Origin of the sequence: Gimesia sp., from assembly GCF_040219335.1 — a bacterium.
Lineage (GTDB): Bacteria > Planctomycetota > Planctomycetia > Planctomycetales > Planctomycetaceae > Gimesia.
This window is the reverse complement of sequence record NZ_JAVJSQ010000015.1, coordinates 27815-49190: the sequence shown is the minus strand read 5'-3', so window position 1 is coordinate 49190 and position 21376 is coordinate 27815. Positions and strand designations below refer to the sequence as shown.

At 55.6% G+C, this 21376-nt stretch carries 11 protein-coding genes; 5 read left to right on the top strand and 6 right to left on the bottom strand.

The features are described from left to right. Positions 1-311 precede the first annotated feature (311 nt). From RID21_RS12955 to RID21_RS12945, 3 genes are all read left to right on the top strand, one after another. Complete coding sequence (locus tag RID21_RS12955; RefSeq protein WP_145180184.1) at positions 312-1316, top strand: DUF1559 domain-containing protein; 1005 nt, start codon at positions 312-314, stop codon at positions 1314-1316. A gap of 104 nt (positions 1317-1420) precedes the next feature. Continuing rightward, positions 1421-2578 (top strand): SGNH/GDSL hydrolase family protein, encoded by a 1158-nt coding sequence (locus RID21_RS12950; RefSeq protein WP_350189436.1) that lies wholly within the window; start codon positions 1421-1423, stop codon positions 2576-2578. Next, the gene (locus RID21_RS12945) at positions 2578-4101 is read left to right on the top strand and encodes an FG-GAP-like repeat-containing protein (protein WP_350189434.1); all 1524 of its coding nucleotides are present in this window, start codon (positions 2578-2580) and stop codon (positions 4099-4101) included. Before RID21_RS12950 ends, RID21_RS12945 begins: the two co-directional genes overlap by 1 nt. 2 nt (positions 4102-4103) lie before the next feature. Here the strand turns inward: RID21_RS12945 and RID21_RS12940 are convergent, their stop codons facing one another. The 5 genes from RID21_RS12940 to RID21_RS12920 form a co-directional block, all read right to left on the bottom strand. Then, positions 4104-4865 carry a Vgb family protein gene (locus RID21_RS12940; protein ID WP_350189432.1) on the bottom strand — a complete coding sequence of 254 codons (762 nt, stop codon included), beginning with the start codon at positions 4863-4865 and terminating at the stop codon, positions 4104-4106. Positions 4866-5023: 158 nt separating this feature from the next. Then, entirely contained in the window at positions 5024-8731 is a 3708-nt protein-coding gene (locus RID21_RS12935; protein ID WP_350189430.1) for an FG-GAP-like repeat-containing protein, read from the bottom strand. A 173-nt stretch (positions 8732-8904) separates the two neighbouring features. After that, positions 8905-10245: a DUF1501 domain-containing protein gene (locus RID21_RS12930; RefSeq protein ID WP_145035847.1), complete on the bottom strand. Its 1341-nt coding sequence runs from the start codon at positions 10243-10245 to the stop codon at positions 8905-8907. Positions 10246-10310: 65 nt separating this feature from the next. Then, on the bottom strand, positions 10311-13745 hold the full coding sequence (locus RID21_RS12925) for a DUF1553 domain-containing protein (protein WP_350189428.1): 3435 nt from the start codon (positions 13743-13745) through the stop codon (positions 10311-10313). A 263-nt stretch (positions 13746-14008) separates the two neighbouring features. Continuing rightward, the gene (locus RID21_RS12920) at positions 14009-17452 is read right to left on the bottom strand and encodes a DUF1553 domain-containing protein (RefSeq protein ID WP_350189426.1); all 3444 of its coding nucleotides are present in this window, start codon (positions 17450-17452) and stop codon (positions 14009-14011) included. Between the two features lie 203 nt (positions 17453-17655). On the opposite strand from RID21_RS12920, the gene RID21_RS12915 reads away from it, so the two are divergent. Together RID21_RS12915 and RID21_RS12910 are read left to right on the top strand one after the other, a co-directional pair. Beyond that, the gene (locus RID21_RS12915) at positions 17656-18219 is read left to right on the top strand and encodes a sigma-70 family RNA polymerase sigma factor (RefSeq protein WP_145035841.1); all 564 of its coding nucleotides are present in this window, start codon (positions 17656-17658) and stop codon (positions 18217-18219) included. 6 nt (positions 18220-18225) lie between these two features. Then, on the top strand, positions 18226-19653 hold the full coding sequence (locus tag RID21_RS12910) for a hypothetical protein (RefSeq protein ID WP_350189424.1): 1428 nt from the start codon (positions 18226-18228) through the stop codon (positions 19651-19653). Between the two features lie 57 nt (positions 19654-19710). Here the strand turns inward: RID21_RS12910 and RID21_RS12905 are convergent, their stop codons facing one another. Then, positions 19711-21375, bottom strand: coding sequence for an NCS2 family permease (locus tag RID21_RS12905; protein WP_350189422.1), 1665 nt, complete (start codon positions 21373-21375; stop codon positions 19711-19713). Position 21376 lies beyond the last annotated feature (1 nt).

Below are 21376 nucleotides of genomic sequence, written 5' to 3'. Positions count from 1 at the left end.
CGAGAGTTTCCTCCCATTTTAGGAGAAACTGAGACCATAAAATACTTTGAAACCACTCTGACAACCTCGTTTTTTAGAACCGGGGCTCCGCTCGAGGCCAGAATTCACCAATCGCAATGTCGCTTTATTCGACCCCCATGTCGCTCAGTGCGACACCTCTTCCTGCTTCAGCCATTTTATTCACGCTCAAACACCTGAACGTGCAGCAAAGTCAGTGAAATTCAAGGCTTTGGTATATTCTTTGCCTGCAGTTCATCCATAGAATCGTGCTTCTCAATACCCGCCGTACAAAGTAAGCTGGAAACACCGTTATGCGTCCCCGCCGTGGATTTACCTTGATCGAACTTCTAGTGGTCATCGCCATCATCGCGATCCTGATCGCCCTTCTCTTACCCGCCGTTCAACAGGCCCGGGAAGCCGCGCGTCGCACCCAATGCAAAAATCACCTGAAACAGCTGGGGCTCGCGATTCACAATTACGTCAGCAGCTATCGCTATCTCCCTCCGGGCGCCAGTGTCGATCTTGCCGTGACTTCCACAGGCAACAATGGTTCCTGGGGCGTGCATGGTCGGATTCTGCCCATGCTGGAACAAGGCAACCTCTACGACAATGTCGATCTCTCGACCGCCTGGGACTTCCAGGCCGCCATTGATGGACTGAAAATTCCCGTCTACGCCTGCCCCAGTGATCCCAACAGTGACAGAGTCCGTGACCCCGGTGGCGGAAAAGTTAAACTCTATCCCACCAACTACGGATTTAACTACGGAACCTGGTTCGTATTTGATCCCACGAACGGCAGTAGCGGCAACGGCGCGTTTTATCCGAACGCCAGCCTGACCATGGCCAGCTTCACCGACGGTACCAGCAACACACTGCTCGCAGCCGAAGTCAAAGGCTGGCAGCCCTACACACGTAACGGCGGTCCATCGACGACAACCATTCCCGGCACAGCCTCCGAAGCGGCCACCATCGTAGCTTCAGGAGCCGACTTTAAAACCAATACCGGGCACACCGAATGGCCCGATGGTCGAGTGCATCACACCGGGTTTACCGTAACCATGAATCCCAACACCTACGTTCCTTACACCAGTGGCGGCACCGAATACGACGCCGATTTCAACTCCTGGCAGGAAGGGAAGAACGGATCCGCTGGTTCCCCCACCTACGCGATTATCACCTCCCGCAGTTTCCATACAGGGGTTGTGAACGCGGTGCTCGTCGATGGGTCCGTCCGCACGATCAGTGAAAACATCTCGCTGGAAATCTGGAGGGCGCTGGGTACCCGGATGAACGGTGAAGTCATCGGCGAATTCTAACCGGCAATCGTTCGACCCCCGCTTTCTTTTTCCCGCTGGCTCCTGTTAAGATGGTGAAATACCAACCATCTTTTCCGCATCTAAGAGCATAAACAGGAACAGCAATGAGAGTGAATCAACGAACCATCTGGCTGCGCGTCTTTTCCCTGGTCTGTCTGCTGGCATCGGCAACGCTCCTGCAGGCCGCCGATCAGCCGGTAACAGATTTTACCACGGACGAAAAAGACAAAACCCACTGGTTTGATATCCAGAACCTGGATGTGGAAGGCAAAGGCTGGACCGACACGGAAAGCTTTTACGATCGCCTGCCCCAAAAAGCCAAAGGCGTCGTCCGTCCTCCGGTCTGGTCGCTTTCCAAACACTCCGCCGGCATGGCCGTTCGCTTCGTCACTGATGCCACCACGATCAAAGCCAGATGGACTCTCACTTCCGCCTCGCTGGCCATGAATCACATGGCAGCCACCGGCGTCAGCGGCCTGGACCTCTATGTCAAAACCGAATCGGGAAAATGGCGCTGGCTCGGCGTTGGTCGTCCTGCCCAGCAGACAACAACCGCCACACTGGTTTCAGGCATCATCCCCGGCAAACGGGAATATATGCTCTACCTGCCCCTGTATAACGGTGTCAAATCGGTGGAGATTGGCATTCCCGAATCCAGTCAGCTCTGGAAAGCCCCCGCCCGCGAACCCGGTAAAGATAAACCACTGGTCTTCTGGGGAACGTCCATTACCCAGGGAGGCTGTGCCTCACGCACCGGAATGGTCCACACTGCGATCCTCGGACGGCGTCTCGATCGCCCGGTGATCAATCTCGGCTTCTCCGGCAATGGAAAAATGGAACCGGAAGTCGCTAAGCTCATAGCCGAGCTCGATGCCAGCGTCTTCATCATGGACTGCCTCCCCAACGTCACCGCTGACACCGTCAAAAAAGAGACGGTCCCTCTCGTCAAAACGCTGCGGGCCGCACATCCCGATACGCCAATCCTGCTGGTCGAAGACCGGACCTACACCAACGCTTATCTCAAACCGAGCAGCCAGGAACGTCATCGTACCAGCCGCGCAGCACTCAAAGCGGGCTACGAGCAGCTCAAAAAAGAAGGCGTCAAAAACCTCTATTACCTGGAAGGAGACAATCTGCTCGGCGATGATTACGAAGGTACCGTCGACAGCTCTCACCCCACCGACCTGGGCTTCTTCCGTCAGGCCGACGCCTTTGAAGAAGCACTGCGACCGATTCTGGAACAGCAGGAGCAGGCACAGTAATGCCGGCCCGCAGCTGTTGTTTTCTGTTTCTCGCACTGCTCATGGCGTGCGGGAAACAGGAATCGTCCCCGCCTCCCGAGGACACCTTCACTACAGAGACACGGCACACGGAATTTGAAACGGAAATCCAAAACTTCTGTGGCCACTGTCATGCCTGTCCCGATCCCGGTGTGCTGACCAAAGCTGCCTGGAGGATGCAGATTCCCCGCGAATACGCGCACTACGAACAGTCCCCCGATCAGAGCCTGCGCGTCCCGCCCATGCCCGAAGTCATCCGTTACTTTGAAGCGCAGGCTCCCGAACAACATGAGCTGCCTTCACAAATCGAGAACCTCGCTCCCGGCCCGGTTGATTTTCAGCGGCAGCCCTTTCCCCGCCTCGACGGCGATCCCCTGCCCGGAGTTTCAAATCTCAACTGGGTCGCTGGCAAGACACCTCACGAACTGCTGCTCACCGATCTGGGCTCCGGACGTGTCGGCCGCATCCGCTTTTTAGACAGACAACCCAAATTCGAACCGCTGGCTAAACTACATCATCCGGCTCACATTGAACGCATCGACCTCAACGGAGACCAGCACGACGATTACCTCATCGCTGACCTGGGTAGCTTTGGGCCGGAAGACCATGACCGAGGCTCAGTCGAAGCCCTGCTCTTCAACCCGCAATCAGACAGTTATCAACAGCAGACACTCCAGGCAGGACTGGGACGGGTTGCCGACGCCAAAGCTGCCGACTTCGATGCCGACGGGGATCTTGACCTGATCGTCGCCGAGTTCGGCTGGCACAAAACCGGACGCCTGCTCTACCTGGAAAATGTCTCGCCAGCAACAGACGATCTGAAATATCGGTTACAGGTACTTGATCCCCGCCACGGCGCCAGCCATCTGCTGATCACCGACTGGAACCAGGACGGCCTGCCCGACTTTGTCGCCCTCTTCTCCCAGGAACATGAAACCATCGTCGCTTTTCTCAACCAGGGAAAAGGCCAGTTTCGCACCGAAACCATCTTCCAGGCCCCGGACCCCGCCTACGGCTCGTCGTGTATCGACCTGGCGGACCTCGATCAGGACGGAGATCAGGACCTGCTCTATACCAACGGCGACACGATGGACAGCTTCGAGCTGCGTCCCAGTCACTCCGTGCAATGGCTGGAAAACCAGGGTCGCTTCCCGTTCAAGCCGCATCACCTCGCCCCACTCACAGGCGCGTATGGCATCACCCATGGCGACTTTGACCAGGATGGCGACATCGATCTCGCCGCCTGCACCATGACCTGGAACTACGATCAACGTCGCAACACAATCGTCTGGTACGAACAGACGAAACCCGGCCAGTTTGTGCCTCATCCGCTCGACTACTCCCGGGGACAGCACCCGATAATTACCGCAGGTGACTTTGACGGCGATGGCAAGCCCGACCTGGCCGCCGGAAACTTCGAAGCCCGCGAAACAGACCAGGCCGATCAGAGTGAATGGTTTTCCATCTGGTGGAACAAAGGATCCAGGTCAGCTCAATCAGAATGAGCTCAGTCCTGTTTCTTCACCAGGTCCGTTACCTGCTTCTCCGGATCCACAGAGAATACGGTTTTCGCATGCGGGTCAGCGACGAGCACATTCTTCCCCTGCACCGCTATGCCAACTGGATTTTTGAATGGTTCACCGGAGACCCATTTCTCGGTCTTGCCATCGGGCGTTACTTTCCAGAGCGCCTTTTCATAACCATCGCTGACAACGGCAGTGCCATCATCCAGAACGACGACATCGTGAGGAAAATTGAACGGGCGCCCTTTCACGACGACACTGACGTTCCCGTCCGGAGTCACTTTCAGCAACTGGTCTGCCGTTCCTGAAACAACCCACAGATTTTCTTCCTGATCCAGGGCCAGTCCTCGTGGTGCACTGACTTCTGCAAACAGCGTCGGCTTACCACCTGCTGCGGGCACCTTCCAGATCCGATGCAGTTCCAGGTCAGAGACCAGCAGGTCGCCGGCTTTGGTCACCACCACATCCATGGGGATACCTATTCCCCCTTTGGTGAGGGCTTCCGGTTTTGCGCCGGCTTTAGCAAACCGGTAGACTTCGCGTGTCGAGGAATCTCCGGCCAGCACTCGCCCCTGGTCATCCAGGGTCACGCACCGCACCGCATTCAATGGCGTCCGAAACACCTTGGAGCCTTTGTAAAACTCACTGACTTTCCCGTCCTGGACACTCCAGATTCCAGGCAGCTTGCGATCCGCGACATAAACGGGGCCTTTCTCAGCTGCGACAACGGAGAGTGGATATGACATCTCTGCTGCGAGACCAGCGTGAGTGGACACCAATAACAACAGCAGTAAGGATAACGTCTGAACAATAATCTGCATCGTGGCTCAATACCTGCTTGAATAAAAATGAAGTTCAGTTCGTATCTTACCGCAGGCCGCGGGCAATTGCACTTCTGAAAACATCAGGGACGGGACAAGTGTTTCCAGAAAGCGGCACTGTCCTGCCGACGGGTATGGTACTTCTCCCGATCAGACTTGAGCACAGATCCCTCAGGATATTCCTCACTCGGATACGGGTAGCTCCGCATCTCCCGGAACGGCAGCGGTTCCACCGCCTGGCCCAGAATCGTGTGCAGGTTCGCGTCCTTGTCCCAACCCACATTATGCAGAATGAAGTCCCGCTTCCAACCCGGACGCGGGGGACCAGCGGGAACGCGAAATCGCAGCCGCATCTCATCCCCGGCACCGAGAATCACCAGCCGGTTGTCGGCTTTTTCCACAAGCGGTTTCACATCCCCATAACGGGTAAAGCCCCCCTGCATCGGCGGCCACTGGATCTGCTCAGTGAGCTTCTGATAATCGTACCGCTCGGGACCATTCCCCGGGTGGATGATCGGCGTTGAAAAACCCCGGTGCTGTAAGTCCGCAGTTTCGAGGGGACAGACGTGTGTCATGAACTCAGCCGGACTCTCGTCGACCGTAAAAAAGATCTGGTCCCAGTAGAACTCCATGTTGGTTTCAATCCGCACGCGATAGTCATCCGTCAGAAACTGATCTGCCAGGTCCACAACAATCGTTTTTGTCTTGCCTCCCGGAAAACCCATAAACGGCTGGATCGCTTTCCAGCCACCGCTGTTATCCGGCACTGCCAGTGATGGAGGTCGTGGCGAAGGCAGCGCGGGATTCTCATCGAGCGCCAGGTTAATCCCCGTGTCCGTTGGATACAGCCAGCCTGTCAAAAACAGCTTGATGCGTGGTGTTTTCGCTTGCTTCACCGCCGCGTGATTCAAATCCAGTTCGAGCGCATGCACCTCGGTCAATCCCTGACGGTACTTTTCGTCGAAGGTCTTCGCATACACGTCATCCACGTCTCGTATCTCCGGCAGGACATCCCGTCCGCGATGATTGACGGCCCCGACCGGCGTTTGTGTTTCGCGCGCCATATGAATCTTGAATTCAGCCAGATCGGGTGGCCCCACCTTTTCATTGGAAAAGATCTCCACCTCTGCCGGATGGTCGACGGCCGTCAGTTCAACCAGGTCGAAATAACCTGCCTCCCAGAGCTCTTCCGTAATCCGCAGTTCATAGTAACCCTCTTTCTCCTGAAGTCGGTCGCCGTCAATCTTGAGAAATTCCCAGTCACGACTCGGAGCCACAATCCCTTTTCCGAACTGCAGCCCGATCGGCGCCGCCCACAACAGATCCGTATAAAACGTGAACTGCTCTCCGTCCCAGGTATAAAGATAGGGGCAGGACCCCATCAATGTCTGCTTCTCGTAAATCCGCTGATCGGTTTTCGCATTGATGATGTTGACCGGAATCCCATTCGTCCACAACACGCGAACCGCCTCCGCGACCGTCTGTTTCCCCAGTCCGAAATGCGTTGACTGTCCTGCCACAATCTGAGGCTGATAAATCGCACCGCTGCGGAGTTCCACCAGGCTGCCCACACCATAATGATTCACGCGACCACTGGCAGACTTCACTTCCCCTTTGACCTGCTCCGCGCGGAGTGAGACATCGATCCAGTGATTATCGTTCCCCTGATTCTGCAGGAACATCACTTTCCCTGCTTCAACCGTAATCACATCCAGGCTGCCATCCTGGTTCAGGTCTGCCACACGGAACAGTTGGATCGAATTCTTACTGGCGACCGCTTCATCGGTCACATAAGCGGTCTGCTCGGTTCGATGCTCGGCGGTGCCTAACAACACCTGCAAGCCGTTCCCGCTTACCGCCAGCACATCCATTACGCCATCATTATTCAGATCTCCTGCCTGCAAAAGGGTGCCCTGAATATCAGCCAGTTTTGTCTCCCGGATCTGCTGCACCGAATCAACGTGCACTTCTCCTGTCCCCAGCAACCGGGTTCCCGCCAGCACCAGAGCCTGACGCTGCACGCCCACCAGATCCCAGGAACCGTTCCGGTCATAGTCGGTGAGTACGCACTCTTCGAACTGATTGGCCGTGGGGCCGTTCTCTGATTCAACTTGGGAAAATGTCCGCCAGCGAAACCGGCCATGTCGCAGGTTTTCGAGGTAACCTGCCTGCCGGGTCGTTCTGCTGCAGAGAATCAGATCCAGATCGACATCGCGGTCCCAGTCCACGCGCACAATCGAAGTCGCCGCCAGATCCGCGGGCGGCAGTTGGGAGTTGGCACTGATTTCCTGAAACGACAGATTCCCCCGATTCGACCAGAGCGAAATTCCCACCCCGGTCGAAGCAACCAGGTCCAGATCGCCATCGTGATCCAGGTCAGAAAAATTCACCGTCAGCACATCGGACAACGCATCCAGGGAATCGGCCTGCGGTCGGTGAACCAGTTTTCGTGTTCCTTGTTTATCATCCGCCTGATTTTCCAGGATGCGAATCCCGGCTTTCCCTGCCAGCACCAGATCGAGATCGGCATCCCGGGCCGGTGAGATGGCAGCGATTGTCTGGGGCTCCTCTTTTTTCTCACCAGCCGGCGATGGAGCGAGCTGCTGCACATCGCCATCCAGATCAACGGCATGAATTTCATGGAAGTCCCCCTCCGCTGCTGTTGAGGTCATCACTGACCAGCGGCCGTCCCCTCCCTGCTGAAATACCTGCACCCGCTCCGCCGTCAGTAGAATCAGATCGGGTTTACCATCGAGGTCGAAATCCGCGATCTTGAGATCCCTGATGTCAGCCAACACGTCTTCATTGAACTCAATCGCCCGGGGTTCGGCAAACTTCACCGACAGCGGTTTCTCCTGAGCGGGCCACTCGACGGCCGCATAAAAAGCAGGCGGAAAATCGGGGATCACAAATTCAAGCGGATTCTGTTCAACCCGACGGCGATCACTTTTCACCAGATCCTCGGCGATTAACACATTTCTGAGCACGCGGGCATTACGGGTAACGAAATTCCACTTCCCGTCTGTGATCGCCTGCAGAGACGCCTTGATGACTTCATTCAAATCCAGCCGGGTATGATCTTTCACGCTTTCCGCCAGCGGCGCAGCCAGCTGCTTGACCTGTTCGAAGACGGCTTTCGTCTGCTCTGACTTCTCCACAGCGGCGACCTGCAGATAATCGATCGCCAGAAACAGGTTATCAGGCTGCAGTTCCCAGGCACGTTTCAGCGACGCATTCGCCAGCGCCTGTTGCTCGGGCTTCACATTCTGTTTTTGCAACTGGGACAACTCAAACCAGATCGCTGCAGACTCGGGACTTTTTTCCAGCGCCTGTTGCAACGCCTCTTCCGCCTTGGGCTCATTTCCCAGCGCCAGTTGAATGCGGGCTGAAAGGACATAGCTGGCACTCGATTCCGGAGCAATCTTGATCAACTGTGCTACCGTTGCCTGCGCCTGGTCAGCCAGTTGTTTCCCCGACTGATGATCGACCAGTTTTTCGGGAGTCAGTTGCAGCAACCGACAGATCGTCAGATTCTGAAAGCCGATCACATCGCCAGGCAGTTCTTCGGTCAACCGCTCCAGCAGTGGGTCACTCTCGGCGTAACGCTCGTTTTCCAGATAAGCGATTCCCTCATTTTTAAGCCGCAAGAGTTGCTGCGCTTCGTCGTATGAGAGGGGGCCGCTCCCCACCGGACCACCTCCCGGCTGGAGGGTCAGAAACAGGGCCAGAATCCCGATAAACAGAATCACAGCCACGACGATCAGGTAATGGTGAGTGGGCCGGGTAGACATGCAACAGACCTTCTATGGAATTCCAGCGGTAAATGCTCCTGCCCCAAGGATACACTTCTACTTCCTGAATTCCAGTCTGTCTCGAATGACTTTCCTGTACACCGGCGCAAAAAAAGCGAGTTGCCATCCCTTGGGTGACAACTCGCTGTTACTGTTTTCAAGCCAGCTGACGCTTAACCGAACAGCTCGCGTACAGGATCGCCCATGTCGGTGATGGGCACCGGACGGTCGCCTGCGTAGAGTTCTTCAGAAGGATCAATACCCAGACTGGCGTAAATTGTCGCGTGCAGATCGGGTACGGAGACAGGGCGGGAAACGATTTCTTCGCCCAGTTCGTTGGTTTCACCAATGGTCATCCCGTTCTTCAGACCACCACCGGCCAGCACGACACTGAAAGCTTTCGACTGGTGACCGCGTCCTCCGCCCGAATCGAAGCGGGCCGGACGACCGAACTCGGAAGCCACGACAATCAGTGTTTTGTCGAGCAGCTTGTGCTGTTCGAGATCCAGCACCAAAGCTGACAGTGCGGAATCGAGTTCCTTGATCAGCAGATGCTGATTCAGCTGCCCGTCATTGTGTGTATCCCAGCCGGTCCCATTCACAAAGTTGAGGTTGTGAGAGACTTCGATGAAACGCACGCCTGACTGAATCAGACGACGTGAGAGCAGACACCGCTGACCGAATTCGCCGCCGTACGAATTCCGCAGGTCGCTCTTTTCGTTGTCCAGCTGGAAGACCTTCATGAATTCAGGACCGGACAGGCGAAGTGCTTCTGCCACAGATTGATCGTAGTCCTGAATCGTCTGTCCGCCAATGCTCTTCTGACGGTAATCGGCTCGCATCTTAGTCAGGAGCCGTTCACGACGATCCTGGCGACTCTGGTTCACCCGTGAAGAACGGGTGAAACCGCTGGGGCCGGCGTTGGTGTCAGTCAGATAGACATAACCGGCCTTGCTGCCCAAAAAGCCGGGGCCACGGGTCACGTTGGGATAACCGATGAGCACATAAGCAGGGGCGATATCACTGACGGCTCCGCGCTGATGAGCGACAACAGATCCAACAGACGGATAGGTAATCGTTCCGGTTGTGGGACGCCCCGTGTGCATCCGGTTGGTGGCAGCAGCGTGCTCGTCGATCACTTCATGGTGCACACTGCGGACAATGTTGAACCGGTCCAGAATGGGAGCACACTTGGAAAGATGCTCACAGACCTCGGTCCCTTTGATGGCGGTCGGAATCGGGTCGTAATAGGAACCCGCTTTCTTGGCCTTCGGATCGCCTTTGCGTTTGGGATCCCAGGTATCGATATGACAGGAACCACCGCCCAGCCAGATCATGATGCAGTGTTCCGCTTTACCGACGGGCATCGCCAGTTTTTTAGAACCGTGCGGTTTAGTACCATGTTTTTCCGAGGCCAGTAACTGCTGCCAGGAAGTCCCCAGAGCGGAAGCCGCCAGACCGGTGGCGGAAGCCTGTCTTAAGAAATCGCGACGTGTTGACTGAAATTCGTTCATGATTCACTCTTTATTGAAAAGATCAAAGCGTGTTATTCGTTTATCGTTCTAATCAGCAGTAGTCGTTAAGGGACAAAGATAAATTCGGGAGAATTCAACAGTGACCAGAGCATATCTTCGTAACGGTTCCGCCAGTCGTCATTCAGACGCTGTGTCGGCGGATCACCTTTCTTCACCGCGGCCTCCAGCTCCACCTTAATTTCATTCGCCCGCGGGCTCAGGTGGTTCGACCAGCCTACCAGATTACGTGGCAGACGTTCGCGGCTCACGATTTCGGCACTGGAATTCACCCGCTCTGCATAACCGGGCTGCAACAGCTCTGTAAATAGTTTGAGCTCTTCAGCTGTCGGCTTGCGTGTGAGTGTTTTCATTACCGTTTCGTTGATCAGAGTTTCCAGCGACTGCTCCTGCAGCGCCAGTTCCGTGAAGGCACTGTCGTCTGACAGCCGCGTAAACCGCTGCCCCAGTACGCCGTTCGCCAGGATCGCCGGCTGCAGCGCTGTGGAGGCATATTCGCGAACCGTCAGCGGACTCTGTCGCGTATCCCGCCAGCCAAACGTTTTCATCAGCGTGATGAAAGGCTGACCGAAAGGCAGTGCCAGACTGGGCCGGTCACGCTCGTTTGAGGGAGACGTAAACTGCCAGGCCCGACGCGGCGTACCCAGGTCGAGCGAGCTGTGGTAATCGCGCGAACCATCGATGTCGATACACATCCGACCGGCATCCAGTGGCTTGCCACAGACCGCGAACAATGAGTCCACAATCTGTTCCGCTTCCATCCGTCGCAGTACCGGCGATGAGAAGTTATAGGTGGTGTCAAACAGCCCCTGTACGGTGGTCAGATCGGTAGATGCTTCGCGCTGGTAGAGGTCCGATTCGAAGATCATCCGCGCCAGCTGCTTCATATCATAACCATGCAGCACAAACTGCTGGGACAGGTATTTCAGCAGCTCGGGATGTGACGGTTCCTGACCGTCCCAGTCATCAACGGGTTCCACCAGACCATGGCCCAGGTAACGCTTCCAGACCCGGTTCACAAGCACATTCGCGAACCTCTCGTTCTGAGGAGACGTGATTATCGCAGCCAGTTTTTCACGCGTATCTTTTTCGGATCGCAGATAATTCGCGGGAAATTTGCCCGGCTTGACCAGTTCTTCAAACGTCCATTCCGGTGTCACATTCTCGCCCGGCAGCAGTGTTACCGAAACGAGCATCGAGTTCGACTTGGGATCGAAGCCGGGAATTGAACTGGTCTTAGGCACGCCCTGCGGAGACCGCTTGAGCATCGCCGCGAGGCTGAACAGATCCCGTTGTTTGAAGTCATGGAACGGGGCATCGTGACAGCGGGCACACTTCATGTTCAAGCCGAGAAAGGCCTGCCCGATAATATGTGCTTTAGCAGCCATGGGGGCATCGTTCTGCGAAGCCATTTCAAAGCCAGCAGGACCACCAAAGTATTTGCTGCCTTCCATCATTACCAGTTCGGTCAGGAAACGATCAAAGGGCTTGTTATCATAGAAAGACTCGTGAATCCACCAGCGGAATGGCCCGGTGTTATTGAGCGTTGGATTAACGATGTTTGGGTTTTCTGCCAGCACATCCTGCCAGTATCCGACCCAGTTATCCGCCCAGGCGGGATCGTTGAGCAGTCGCTCGATCGCGAAACTGCGACGATTCTCAGGCTTCTCTGCCAGGTACTCTTTCACCAGTTCAGGCGAAGGAATTGTCCCCGTTGTATCGAGTGACAGCCGACGCAGGAAAGCCAGATCGTTCAGCGGTGCAGACTGTTTGGCATTTTCTTTCGACAGTCGCTGGTTAATGAAGTGATCGATGGCGTTGTTGGCCCGCAGACCTTTCGCTGCAGCAGGCACTTTGACCTGAGGCTGCTTGAGCACTTCCTCTTTCGCCAGCTTATGCCGCCAGTCCCAGTACTCAGCTTCTTTTTTCGAGGCCGCCTGACGACGCTCTGCATTGATGGCAATCTGATCGTAACGGTACTGGCGTGCGAACGGCAGCCAATCCTTATCGGTCAGCATGACAACTTTGTCAGAGGGAGTCAGCAGCTGGAAGTCTTTACCGGGATCGCCGATGAAGACAGCCGTTTCACCGAAGTCGGGACGATGACGCGAACCACCCACAATCATTTCGAACCGTACGCGATGCGGCTTGCCGTCTCCCGTGTATTCGATCACTTTTTCATGGTCCCCACGGTGCAGCGGACGAATATTCGGAGCCAGGCTCAGATCAACATCAAAGACAGTACCGTGAGCACTGCCGGAAATATTATGGAAAGCGGTCTCAGCAACCAGCTTGTCATCAATATACAACCGCGATCCATTACGGGCCCTTACCAGGATTCGTTTTTTCCCTTTGGGCAGCGTCAGGTTGCACATCGCCCGTACCAGGAAAGGATCGGGACGATCCACTTTCACACCCTTTTCCGAATACCGGTTGGGGATTTCAATCAGGGTGAAGTGAGGCTGAGTGAAAGTCTCCGCGAGACGAGGCGGACGGAACTGCCAGGACTTCTTGTTCGGAACCCCTTCGTAGATATCGACCTGCACGCGATCGCTGGGAACTGAAGTCCAGTCGATGGTTGGCTTCGGAGTGACATATTTAAAGTGTGCAGTAATTTCTTTCGCGGGCAGCACCTTGCGATACACGGCCAGTTCATCCATCAGACCATCAAACGAACTGCGGGCCGATCCTCCCATAGAGGAACCGATCCAGACTTCGTCATTGTCGACGACGGGAGCGTAGGTGGTATCGCCGCCCATGTCCCATTTACCTTTGACCGACTGACCGTCGACATACGCACTCAGACTTTTCTTTTTGCCGAAGGTATAAGTCACTGCGACATGATGCCAGTTGTGGGAACTGATACCGGCGCCGGTGGAAGTCCAGCGATGATAGTCGGGCTTCACATCCTTTTTGTCGGGCTTGCCACGGAACAGGAAGCTGATCTCCGAACCGGTCACCCGCAGGGCATAGTTCTGATTGTCCCGGGCAACTCCTTTGCGGTTGGTGCGACCTTTACCAATGATATAGTAGTGACGACCAGCGTCTGTTGAATTCAGATTGATCCAGGCTTCCACAGTGATGGAGTCGCCGGCAGTGAAATCCAGCGGACTCTTTTCCCCCGGGTCGACAACCCGCAGGTAACCAGCGCCAGCTTTAAACTGAGCGGCGTTGTTTTTGTTGTCAAACAGTGGAAACTCAGAAGGACGGGGGCCGGCAACCGACTTGGGAGCCTGACCATGGACCAGGGCTTTCAAGGGCTGCTTTTTATCAGCCGCGACACTGGGATAACCTTCCGGCGTGGAGGCTTCAAAGTCCCAGTAGAGGGTCGGCTGATTCGACAGAATCATTTCCCGGTAACTGGCCGGTTTGGCTTGGGCTGGTTTTTCTTTTTCAGCGTGAGCGGGGCTCGCAGACAGAGGCAGGACGAGCGAAAGACTCAGCAGGCACAGGGAACGCTTAATGTATGCCAGGTGGTTCATAGCGGGCAATTCCAGAATATCAGGTTCTCAAATGAGACGTCACAGCAGGCGAGATTCGTCAGAAACCAGAGGTGCCGGCACTGACAAACGTACTGTACACAAGCATGCCACGAGGATTTAACTCGTGATCCAGATTACTATACCGGACATCATCTCGATCTCACGCTTAATTATATATTGATTGTCCAATTTATGAAATTTTTGAGGGAAACCCCTGAATAACAGGGATATCTCGCCCCCCAGACCACATGTGCACATGCCTGTCAGGGCAGAAACAAAAACTCGGGCGAATTCAGCAGTGACCAGAGCAGATCCTCGTAACGGTTCCGCCAGTCGTCCTTCAGACGCTGTGTCGGCGGGTCACCTTTCTTGACGGCAACCTCCAGCTCGACCTTGACTTCATTGGCCCGCGGGCTGACGTGATTCGACCAGCTCACCAGGTTGCGTGGCAGACGCTCGCGGGTGACGATCTCGGCCCCCGGGTTCATCCGCTCTGCATATCCGGACTGTAGCAGATCCGTGAAGAGCGCGAGCTCTTCCGCCGTCGGTTCACGCGTGAGAGTCTTCATGAATGTTTTCTGAATCAAAGCTTCCAGCGACTGCTCCTGCAGCGCCAGTTCCGTAAAGTCACTGTCGTCCGACAGACGTGTGAACCGCTGACCCAGTAAACCATTCGCCAGGATCGCCGGTTGCAGCGCCGTCGAAGCATATTCGCGGACCGTAATCGGATGCTGACGCGTGTCCCGCCAGCCGAATGTTTTCATCAGCGTGATGAAGGGCTGACCGAAGGGGAGTGCCAGGCTGGGCCGGTCACGCTCATTCGAGGGAGACGTAAACTGCCAGGCCCGTCGCGGGATGCCCAGGTCAAGCGAGTTGTGATAGTGACGCGCCCCGTCGATGTCGATACACATCGGACCGGCGTCCAGAGGCTTACCACAAATCGCGAACAACGAATCCACAATCTGTTCTGCTTCCATCCGGCGCAATACCGGCGATGAGAAATTGTAAGTTGTATCCAAGAGTGCCTGAACCGTGGCGCGATCTGTCGAAGCCTGTCGCTGATAGAGGTCCGATTCGAAAATCATCCGGGCCAGCTGCTTCATGTCATAACCGTGTAACACGAACTGTTGTGACAGGTACTTCAACAGCTCAGGATGCGACGGCTCCTGGCCATCCCAGTCATCGACCGGCTCTACCAGACCATGGCCCAGGTAGCGCTTCCAGACCCGGTTGACAAGCACGTTGGCAAACCGCTCGTTCTGAGGAGACGTAATAATCGCCGCCAGTTTCTCGCGGGTATCTTTCTCGGATCTCAGATAGTCCTCCGGGAACTTGCCCGGCTTGACCAGTTCTTCAAACGTCCATTCCGGAGTCACGTTCTCACCTGGGAGCAGTGTTACCGATACAAGCATCGAGTTCGACTTGGGATCGAAGCCAGGAATCGAGCTGGTCTTAGGCACACCCTGTGGAGACCGCTTGAGCATCGCTGCCAGGCTGAATAGATCCCGTTGTTTGAAGTCGTGGAACGGGGCATCGTGACAGCGGGCACACTTCATGTTCAAGCCGAGGAAGGCCTGGCCGATAATATGCGCCTTAGCCGCCATGGGGGCATCGTTCTGCGATGCCATCTCAAACCCCGCAGGACCACCAAAGTATTTGCTGCCTTCCATCATCACCAGTTCGGTCAGGAAACGGTCGAAGGGTTTATTGTCATAGAAGGATTCGTGAATCCACCAGCGAAATGGTCCGGTGTTGTTCAGCGTTGGATTAACAATGTTCGGGTTTTCTGCCAGCACATCCTGCCAGTATCCGACCCAGTTATCCGCCCAGGCGGGATCGTGGAGCAGCCGCTCGATCGCGAAACTACGACGATTCTCCGGCTTCTGAGCCAGGTACTCTTTCACCAGTTCAGGCGCAGGGACGGTTCCCGTCGTATCCAGTGACAGTCGTCTCAGAAAAGCCAGATCACTCAGCGGTGCAGACTGTTTTGCATTTTCCTTAGCCAGACGCTGGTTAATAAAATGATCGATGGCATTGTTGGCCCGCAGTCCTTTCGCTGCCGCTGGGACTTTGACCTGAGGCTGTTTGAGTACTTCCTCTTTCGCCAGCTTATGTCGCCAGTCCCAGTACTGGTCCTCTTTGTTTGAAACGCTTCGGCGACGCTCTGCATTCACGGCGATGAGGTCATATCGATACTGTTGTTCGAACGCAGTCCAGTCTGCGTCGGTCAGCATCACCACCTGATCGGAAGGAGTCAGCAGTTGAAAGTCTTTACCGGGATCACCGATGAAGACCGCCGTCTCACCGAAGTCGGGTCGATGACGGGAGCCACCCACGATCATTTCGAACCGCACGCGATGCGGCTTACCATCTCCTGTGAATTCAATCACCTTCTCCTGATCGCCCCGGTGTAGCGGCCGAATGTTGGGTGCCAGGCTCAGGTCGACATCATAAACTTTGTCGTGACCACTATTGGTAATCTTATGAAAGCCCGTTTCAGCGACCAGCTTCTCGTCTATATACAATCGCGATCCGTTACGGGCCCGCACCAGGATCCGCTTCTTCCCCACGGGGATCACCAGGTTTGACATCGCGCGAACCAGGAAGGGATCGGGACGATCAACTTTGACGCCTTTCTGAGAATAGCGGTTGGGAATCTCAATCAAAGCGAAGTGAGGCACCGTGAAAGTTTCCGCGAGCCGGGGCGGACGGAACTGCCACGACTTCTTATTGGGGATGCCTTCGTGAATCTCAACCTGCACGCGATCACTGGGAACCGCGGTCCAGTCAATCTTCACTTCTGGTGCGAGGTATTTGAAGTGCGCTGCAATCTGTTTGGCAGAAAGCACTTTACGATAGACGGCCAGTTCATCCAGCAGACCATCAAACGAACTGTAAACGGAGCCGCCCATCGAAGAGCCAATCCAGACTTCGTCGTTATCAACCACGGGGGGCCGACTGGTATCGCCGCCCACATCCCACTTCCCTTTCACGGGCTGACCATTGATGTAAGCCTGCAGACTCTGTTTTTTGCTGAACTGGTAGGTCAGCGCGATATGATGCCAGCTCTGAGCACTGAGGCCGGCTCCGGTGGAGGTCCAGCGGTGATAAGTCGGTTTCTCTCCCTGCTTTTCAGGTTGAGTGCAAAACAGAAAACTGATTTCCGAACCCGTTAGACGCAGACTATAGTTCTGATTGTCCGCAGCAACCCCTTTGCGGTTCGTTCGCCCTTTACCAATGATGTAGAGAAAGCGGCCCGCTTTGATCGACGCAGGATTCACCCAGGCCTCGATCGTCATCTCATCCCCGGCTGCAAAGTCCAGTGGACTCTCTTCGCCTGGATCGACGACCCGCAGAAAACCATCTCCCGCCTTGAACCGGGCAGACTGGTTCTGATTGTCGAACAACGGAAACTCGGAAGGACGAGGACCGGCTGCAGCCTGTGGGGCCTGCCCGCGAACCAGTGCCGATAACGGTTTTGACTGTTTGTCGTCAGCGGTCACACTGACATAACCGCCTTCCGATGCAGGCTTTGTGAAATCCCAGTAGAGCGCCGGCTGATCCGCGAGAATCAGCTCCCGATAGCTGCTGGGGGTAGACGTACCACCGTTCTGCTTGTCAGCAAAAGACAGATTCGCCGCCAGGGGCAGAGCGAGCGTGAGACTCAACAGGCACAGAGAGCGCTTAACGTATGCCAGGTAGTTCATTGCGGGCAATTCCTGATTTTCAGTTCTCAAGGTGAGAAGTCACAGCGTTTTAAAACGTGATCTGGTCTAATATACCGGTCGCCCCGTCGATCTTATGCGGAATAATGCATATATGCTTCAATTTATGAAATTTTTGAGGCAATGCCCCTCTTTGGGTGAGATTCTCTGTAATCTGGTATATTAATGCAGAAACACTAAGAATCATGACGTTACCGATAGCATTGATCCTGAAAGCGCCCGACTTGAAGCCGGAAGAGACGGAAAATTTTGTTCAACTGCTCACAGCGCATCAGAGCAAGCTATACGCCTATATCCGTTCGCTGCTGCCCGACACTCAAGCGGTCCAGGATGTCCTGCAGGAAACCAACCTGGTGCTCTGGCGGCGCAGTGAAGAATTCGAACCGGGTTCCAACTTCGTCGCCTGGGCCTGCAAAGTAGCTTACTTTCAGGTTCTGGCTTATTATCGCGATAACAAACGGGATTCGATGGTGTTTAACGTAGAGCTGGTATCCATGCTGGCCAAACAGAATGAAGAAAAACTGGCAGGTTCCAAAGACATGCAGCGGGTACTGTCCCGATGTCTGGCCAAGCTGCCGGAACAAAGTCGCCGCCTGATTCAGCAGCGCTATGCTGCAGGCGGGTCAGTCCAGGCCATCGCCGAGGAACAGGGCCGCTCCGTGGGGGCTGTTTCTCAGATGCTGTACCGGATTCGACAACTTTTACAAGAGTGCGTTCAGAAATCACTTGCCAGCGAGCAGGGAGAATAGTCTGTCATGAATCAAAATCCACAACATCCTGACGGGGATCGGAAAGACCCCGAAGAAATCATTTCTGCCTTCCTCGACGGTCTGCTCACCGAGGAAGAAAGTCAGGAGTTTCTGAAACGACTCGAGTCCGATGAGGCGTCACGCGAACTCTATCTGGAAATGATGAATCTCGATTCCCTGCTGCAGTGGGAAGAGGGACAGACCGACCCCCTGGCCGAGGAATTCTGTACTCCCGAAATCATCACGCAGACCGAGCCTGCACAGGATCTCAAAGTCGCTTCGACGCGTAAACAGCTGGCCTTCACCCGTTATGCACTCGCTGCCACACTGGCCGTCTGTGTCTGTCTGGCCATGCTGCTGCTCATGGAGAGCCAGCCCGCTCAGGCCATCGCGCGAATCGACTCCAGCGATGGCGTCCCCGCTGCCATGATCATCGAAGAACACGACGCTGTCTGGGAACGGACCGAGTGGACTCAGGATGTCAGCAAGCCCCTGGTTCCCGGCTGGCTCAAGCTGAAATCGGGACGTGCCCTGATTGACTTTCTGGGAGGCACCACGATTGCGCTGGAAGGTCCTGCTGAACTGGGCCTCAATTCAGACAGCCGCGCTTACCTGAAATCGGGTCGACTGGCCGTCGTCGGCACATCACGCAACCATGACTTTACCCTCACCACGGCCAATCTCACGATCCTTTCGCAGTCCGCCAACTTCGGTCTGGCCGTCAATCCGGACAACGAATCCGAACTGCACGTCTTCGAAGGAAGCGTGCAGGTGACCCGCTCACTCTCCCGCCCCGATGAAGACATCGACCAGGAACAGGTGCCCGATCAGCCGATCCTCGTTGAAGCCGGTCAGGCCATTGTGTTCAACAGCCAGGGACGGGAACAGAACCGGCTGGTCGCAGACCAGCAAACTTTTCCCGCCCGCAGCCAGTTCTCTGTCGCCGATCCCCCCGGTGATATCCCGGCGATTGACTTCGCTTCCACCAAGATTGAACCTTACAGTTTTCAGGATGGCCAGTACGAGCTGCCCACCAACTATCAATTGATTGAAAACGGCAAAGGTATTCGCCTGTGGGGCAACGCCTGGAAGAGCGTGGAAGTGAATCAGGAAATCACTCCCGATACGGTCATCGAGTTCGATTTCCGTTCCTCTCATCAGGGACAGATTCACGGGTTCGGCTTCGATACCGACCGGGAATACAACCGGGAAAACCACACGTTCCAGATCTACGGCTATGAAGCCTGGTCGCACATCGGCCAGCAGCTCAATACCTATTCGGGAACGGGCTGGAAACGGTTCCGGATTCGCGTAGGCCGCTATCTGACCGGGAAATACCGTTACCTGCACTTCATCGCCGATGAAGATGTGATCGCCCGGGCCGAAAGCCAGTTCCGCAATGTGCGCATCTACGAAGCCCCGCCCCAGCCGTAAACCGTCCAACCACAGACCGCGGAACAACCACAGAATGAGCGAACTTCCGCGCGCCCGTCAGTGCCCCGGTTCTATCCGTGGATTGGGTTCTTCTTCCGCTTCGATGGGTGGCTCTGCGTCGCGAATCCCGCCCAGAATCAGGAAGGTCGCCGCGAACAACAGGTAGCCCACACCAATGCCCGTGGCACTGAAAGTGAGTGCCTCTTTGGTCCCTTCGGTAAACGCCAGGCGGAAGTGGATGTCGTTCCCCACAACTTCGTAAGCGCTCGTTAAACCGAGAAACGCGAAGATCGCCGCGATGACGGACCAGATCGCCGCCGATCGATATTTGCCATCAATCAGGCAGGCACAGATGGCCGCCAGAATCATACAGGTGAAGATGAAGCCCCGCTCCATCACCACCATGCCATTCATCAGAAATCCATTCACCTCGGTAAACGGATTCGCGGTCAAAATCTCCTGCAGATTTTTTCCTCCGCCTACAAGCAGAGTTCCCTGCATCACCGTCATACCCCAGGCAGCGATCGCCGGAAACAGCCCCAGCGCTACCGCGGGTGCGTGCCGCGACGGAGATGCATTAAACGCCTGAGCCGTTATCACCATTCCGATCCAGAGTACAATCGCGATCCCGGCTTCCAGCGGAATGATGTTGCTGATCACGCCGGTCGTCCCTGTCAGGCAGATCAACATGAAAAAGATCCCGTTCAACGTCGAATAGCCGGCCCGCGATCCCATCTCTTTCCAGCCGGGGTGACCGATATAAATCGTCGTCGGAAAACAGCTGCCCAGCAGCGAAGCCACAATCGTCCCGGCACCGTTGGCCAGCATCGAAGGCTTCGCAGGATAGCTGTCGCCGGCCGCTTCTGCAGATTCGATGTTCTGCATACTGCCGATGACATTGAACAGGCCCATCGGGAAAATCACCGACATGTATCCCACCCACTCACTCGGCTGTTTGAGCAGTTCCCAGAGAGCGCCACCCGCAAAGTGAGGTGGATACCAGCCCCACTGACCCCAGGAGGTTTTAAGCGCCTCGACACTCATCGGCGCGCCCTCCATCAACTGCGGAATCACTTCCGGCAGGCCCCAGGCGCAAATTGTTCCCACGATGATTGCCAGTAATCCGCCCGGCATGTGAAAGGGAAGCTTCGTCTTGGAAAAAAGTGTCAGCAGCACGACCGCCGCCGGCAGCATGGCAATCATGGGCCGCTGATAAATCTTCAGCATAAAGGTCATCGAGATGAACCCGATCGCGATTCCCGCGAGGGTCGACAGCAGGGCCGCCCGCGGTGTCACCTTGCGGACCCGATCCGCCACGAAAGCCCCCAGGAATTCAATCACCCCGCTCCCGAAGCAGGCCAGTAACCCCATCTGCCAGGCCGCTTCCGCGCTATTGGTCCGCTGATAGACGGGCACCATCACGAAGAAGATATAGACCAGCAGCGACGGCGTGTTAATCCCATAAGGCAGCGCACACACATCGGTGCGATTCTCTTTTTTCGCCAGCTGATGTGCCTGCCAGGCGTAAAAGATATTTCCCACCAGGATACTCAGGGCAGCACCAGGCAGAATGTATTGCAGCAGAATTTCCGAATCGGCACTGATGCCACACAACCCGCACAGTGCCACAATCAGCAGCAGCTGCACGAGGTTGTCGATCATCAGTGCGAAAAAACCGTCCAGATCGCGTCGTACGAAGAGGGGGTAATGGTTTTGCTTCATA

Bases quoted from the DNA above. Each gene is read 5' to 3' on its own strand.
- RID21_RS12910 (WP_350189424.1), top strand. From the start codon at position 18,226: ATGAATCAAAATCCACAACATCCTGACGGGGATCGGAAAGACCCCGAA.
- RID21_RS12915 (WP_145035841.1), top strand. From the start codon at position 17,656: ATGACGTTACCGATAGCATTGATCCTGAAAGCGCCCGACTTGAAGCCG.
- RID21_RS12930 (WP_145035847.1), bottom strand. From the start codon at position 10,245: ATGAACGAATTTCAGTCAACACGTCGCGATTTCTTAAGACAGGCTTCC.
- RID21_RS12920 (WP_350189426.1), bottom strand. From the start codon at position 17,452: ATGAACTACCTGGCATACGTTAAGCGCTCTCTGTGCCTGTTGAGTCTC.
- RID21_RS12955 (WP_145180184.1), top strand. From the start codon at position 312: ATGCGTCCCCGCCGTGGATTTACCTTGATCGAACTTCTAGTGGTCATC.
- RID21_RS12935 (WP_350189430.1), bottom strand. From the start codon at position 8,731: ATGTCTACCCGGCCCACTCACCATTACCTGATCGTCGTGGCTGTGATT.
- RID21_RS12905 (WP_350189422.1), bottom strand. From the start codon at position 21,375: ATGAAGCAAAACCATTACCCCCTCTTCGTACGACGCGATCTGGACGGT.
- RID21_RS12950 (WP_350189436.1), top strand. From the start codon at position 1,421: ATGAGAGTGAATCAACGAACCATCTGGCTGCGCGTCTTTTCCCTGGTC.
- RID21_RS12925 (WP_350189428.1), bottom strand. From the start codon at position 13,745: ATGAACCACCTGGCATACATTAAGCGTTCCCTGTGCCTGCTGAGTCTT.
- RID21_RS12940 (WP_350189432.1), bottom strand. From the start codon at position 4,865: ATGTCATATCCACTCTCCGTTGTCGCAGCTGAGAAAGGCCCCGTTTAT.
- RID21_RS12945 (WP_350189434.1), top strand. From the start codon at position 2,578: ATGCCGGCCCGCAGCTGTTGTTTTCTGTTTCTCGCACTGCTCATGGCG.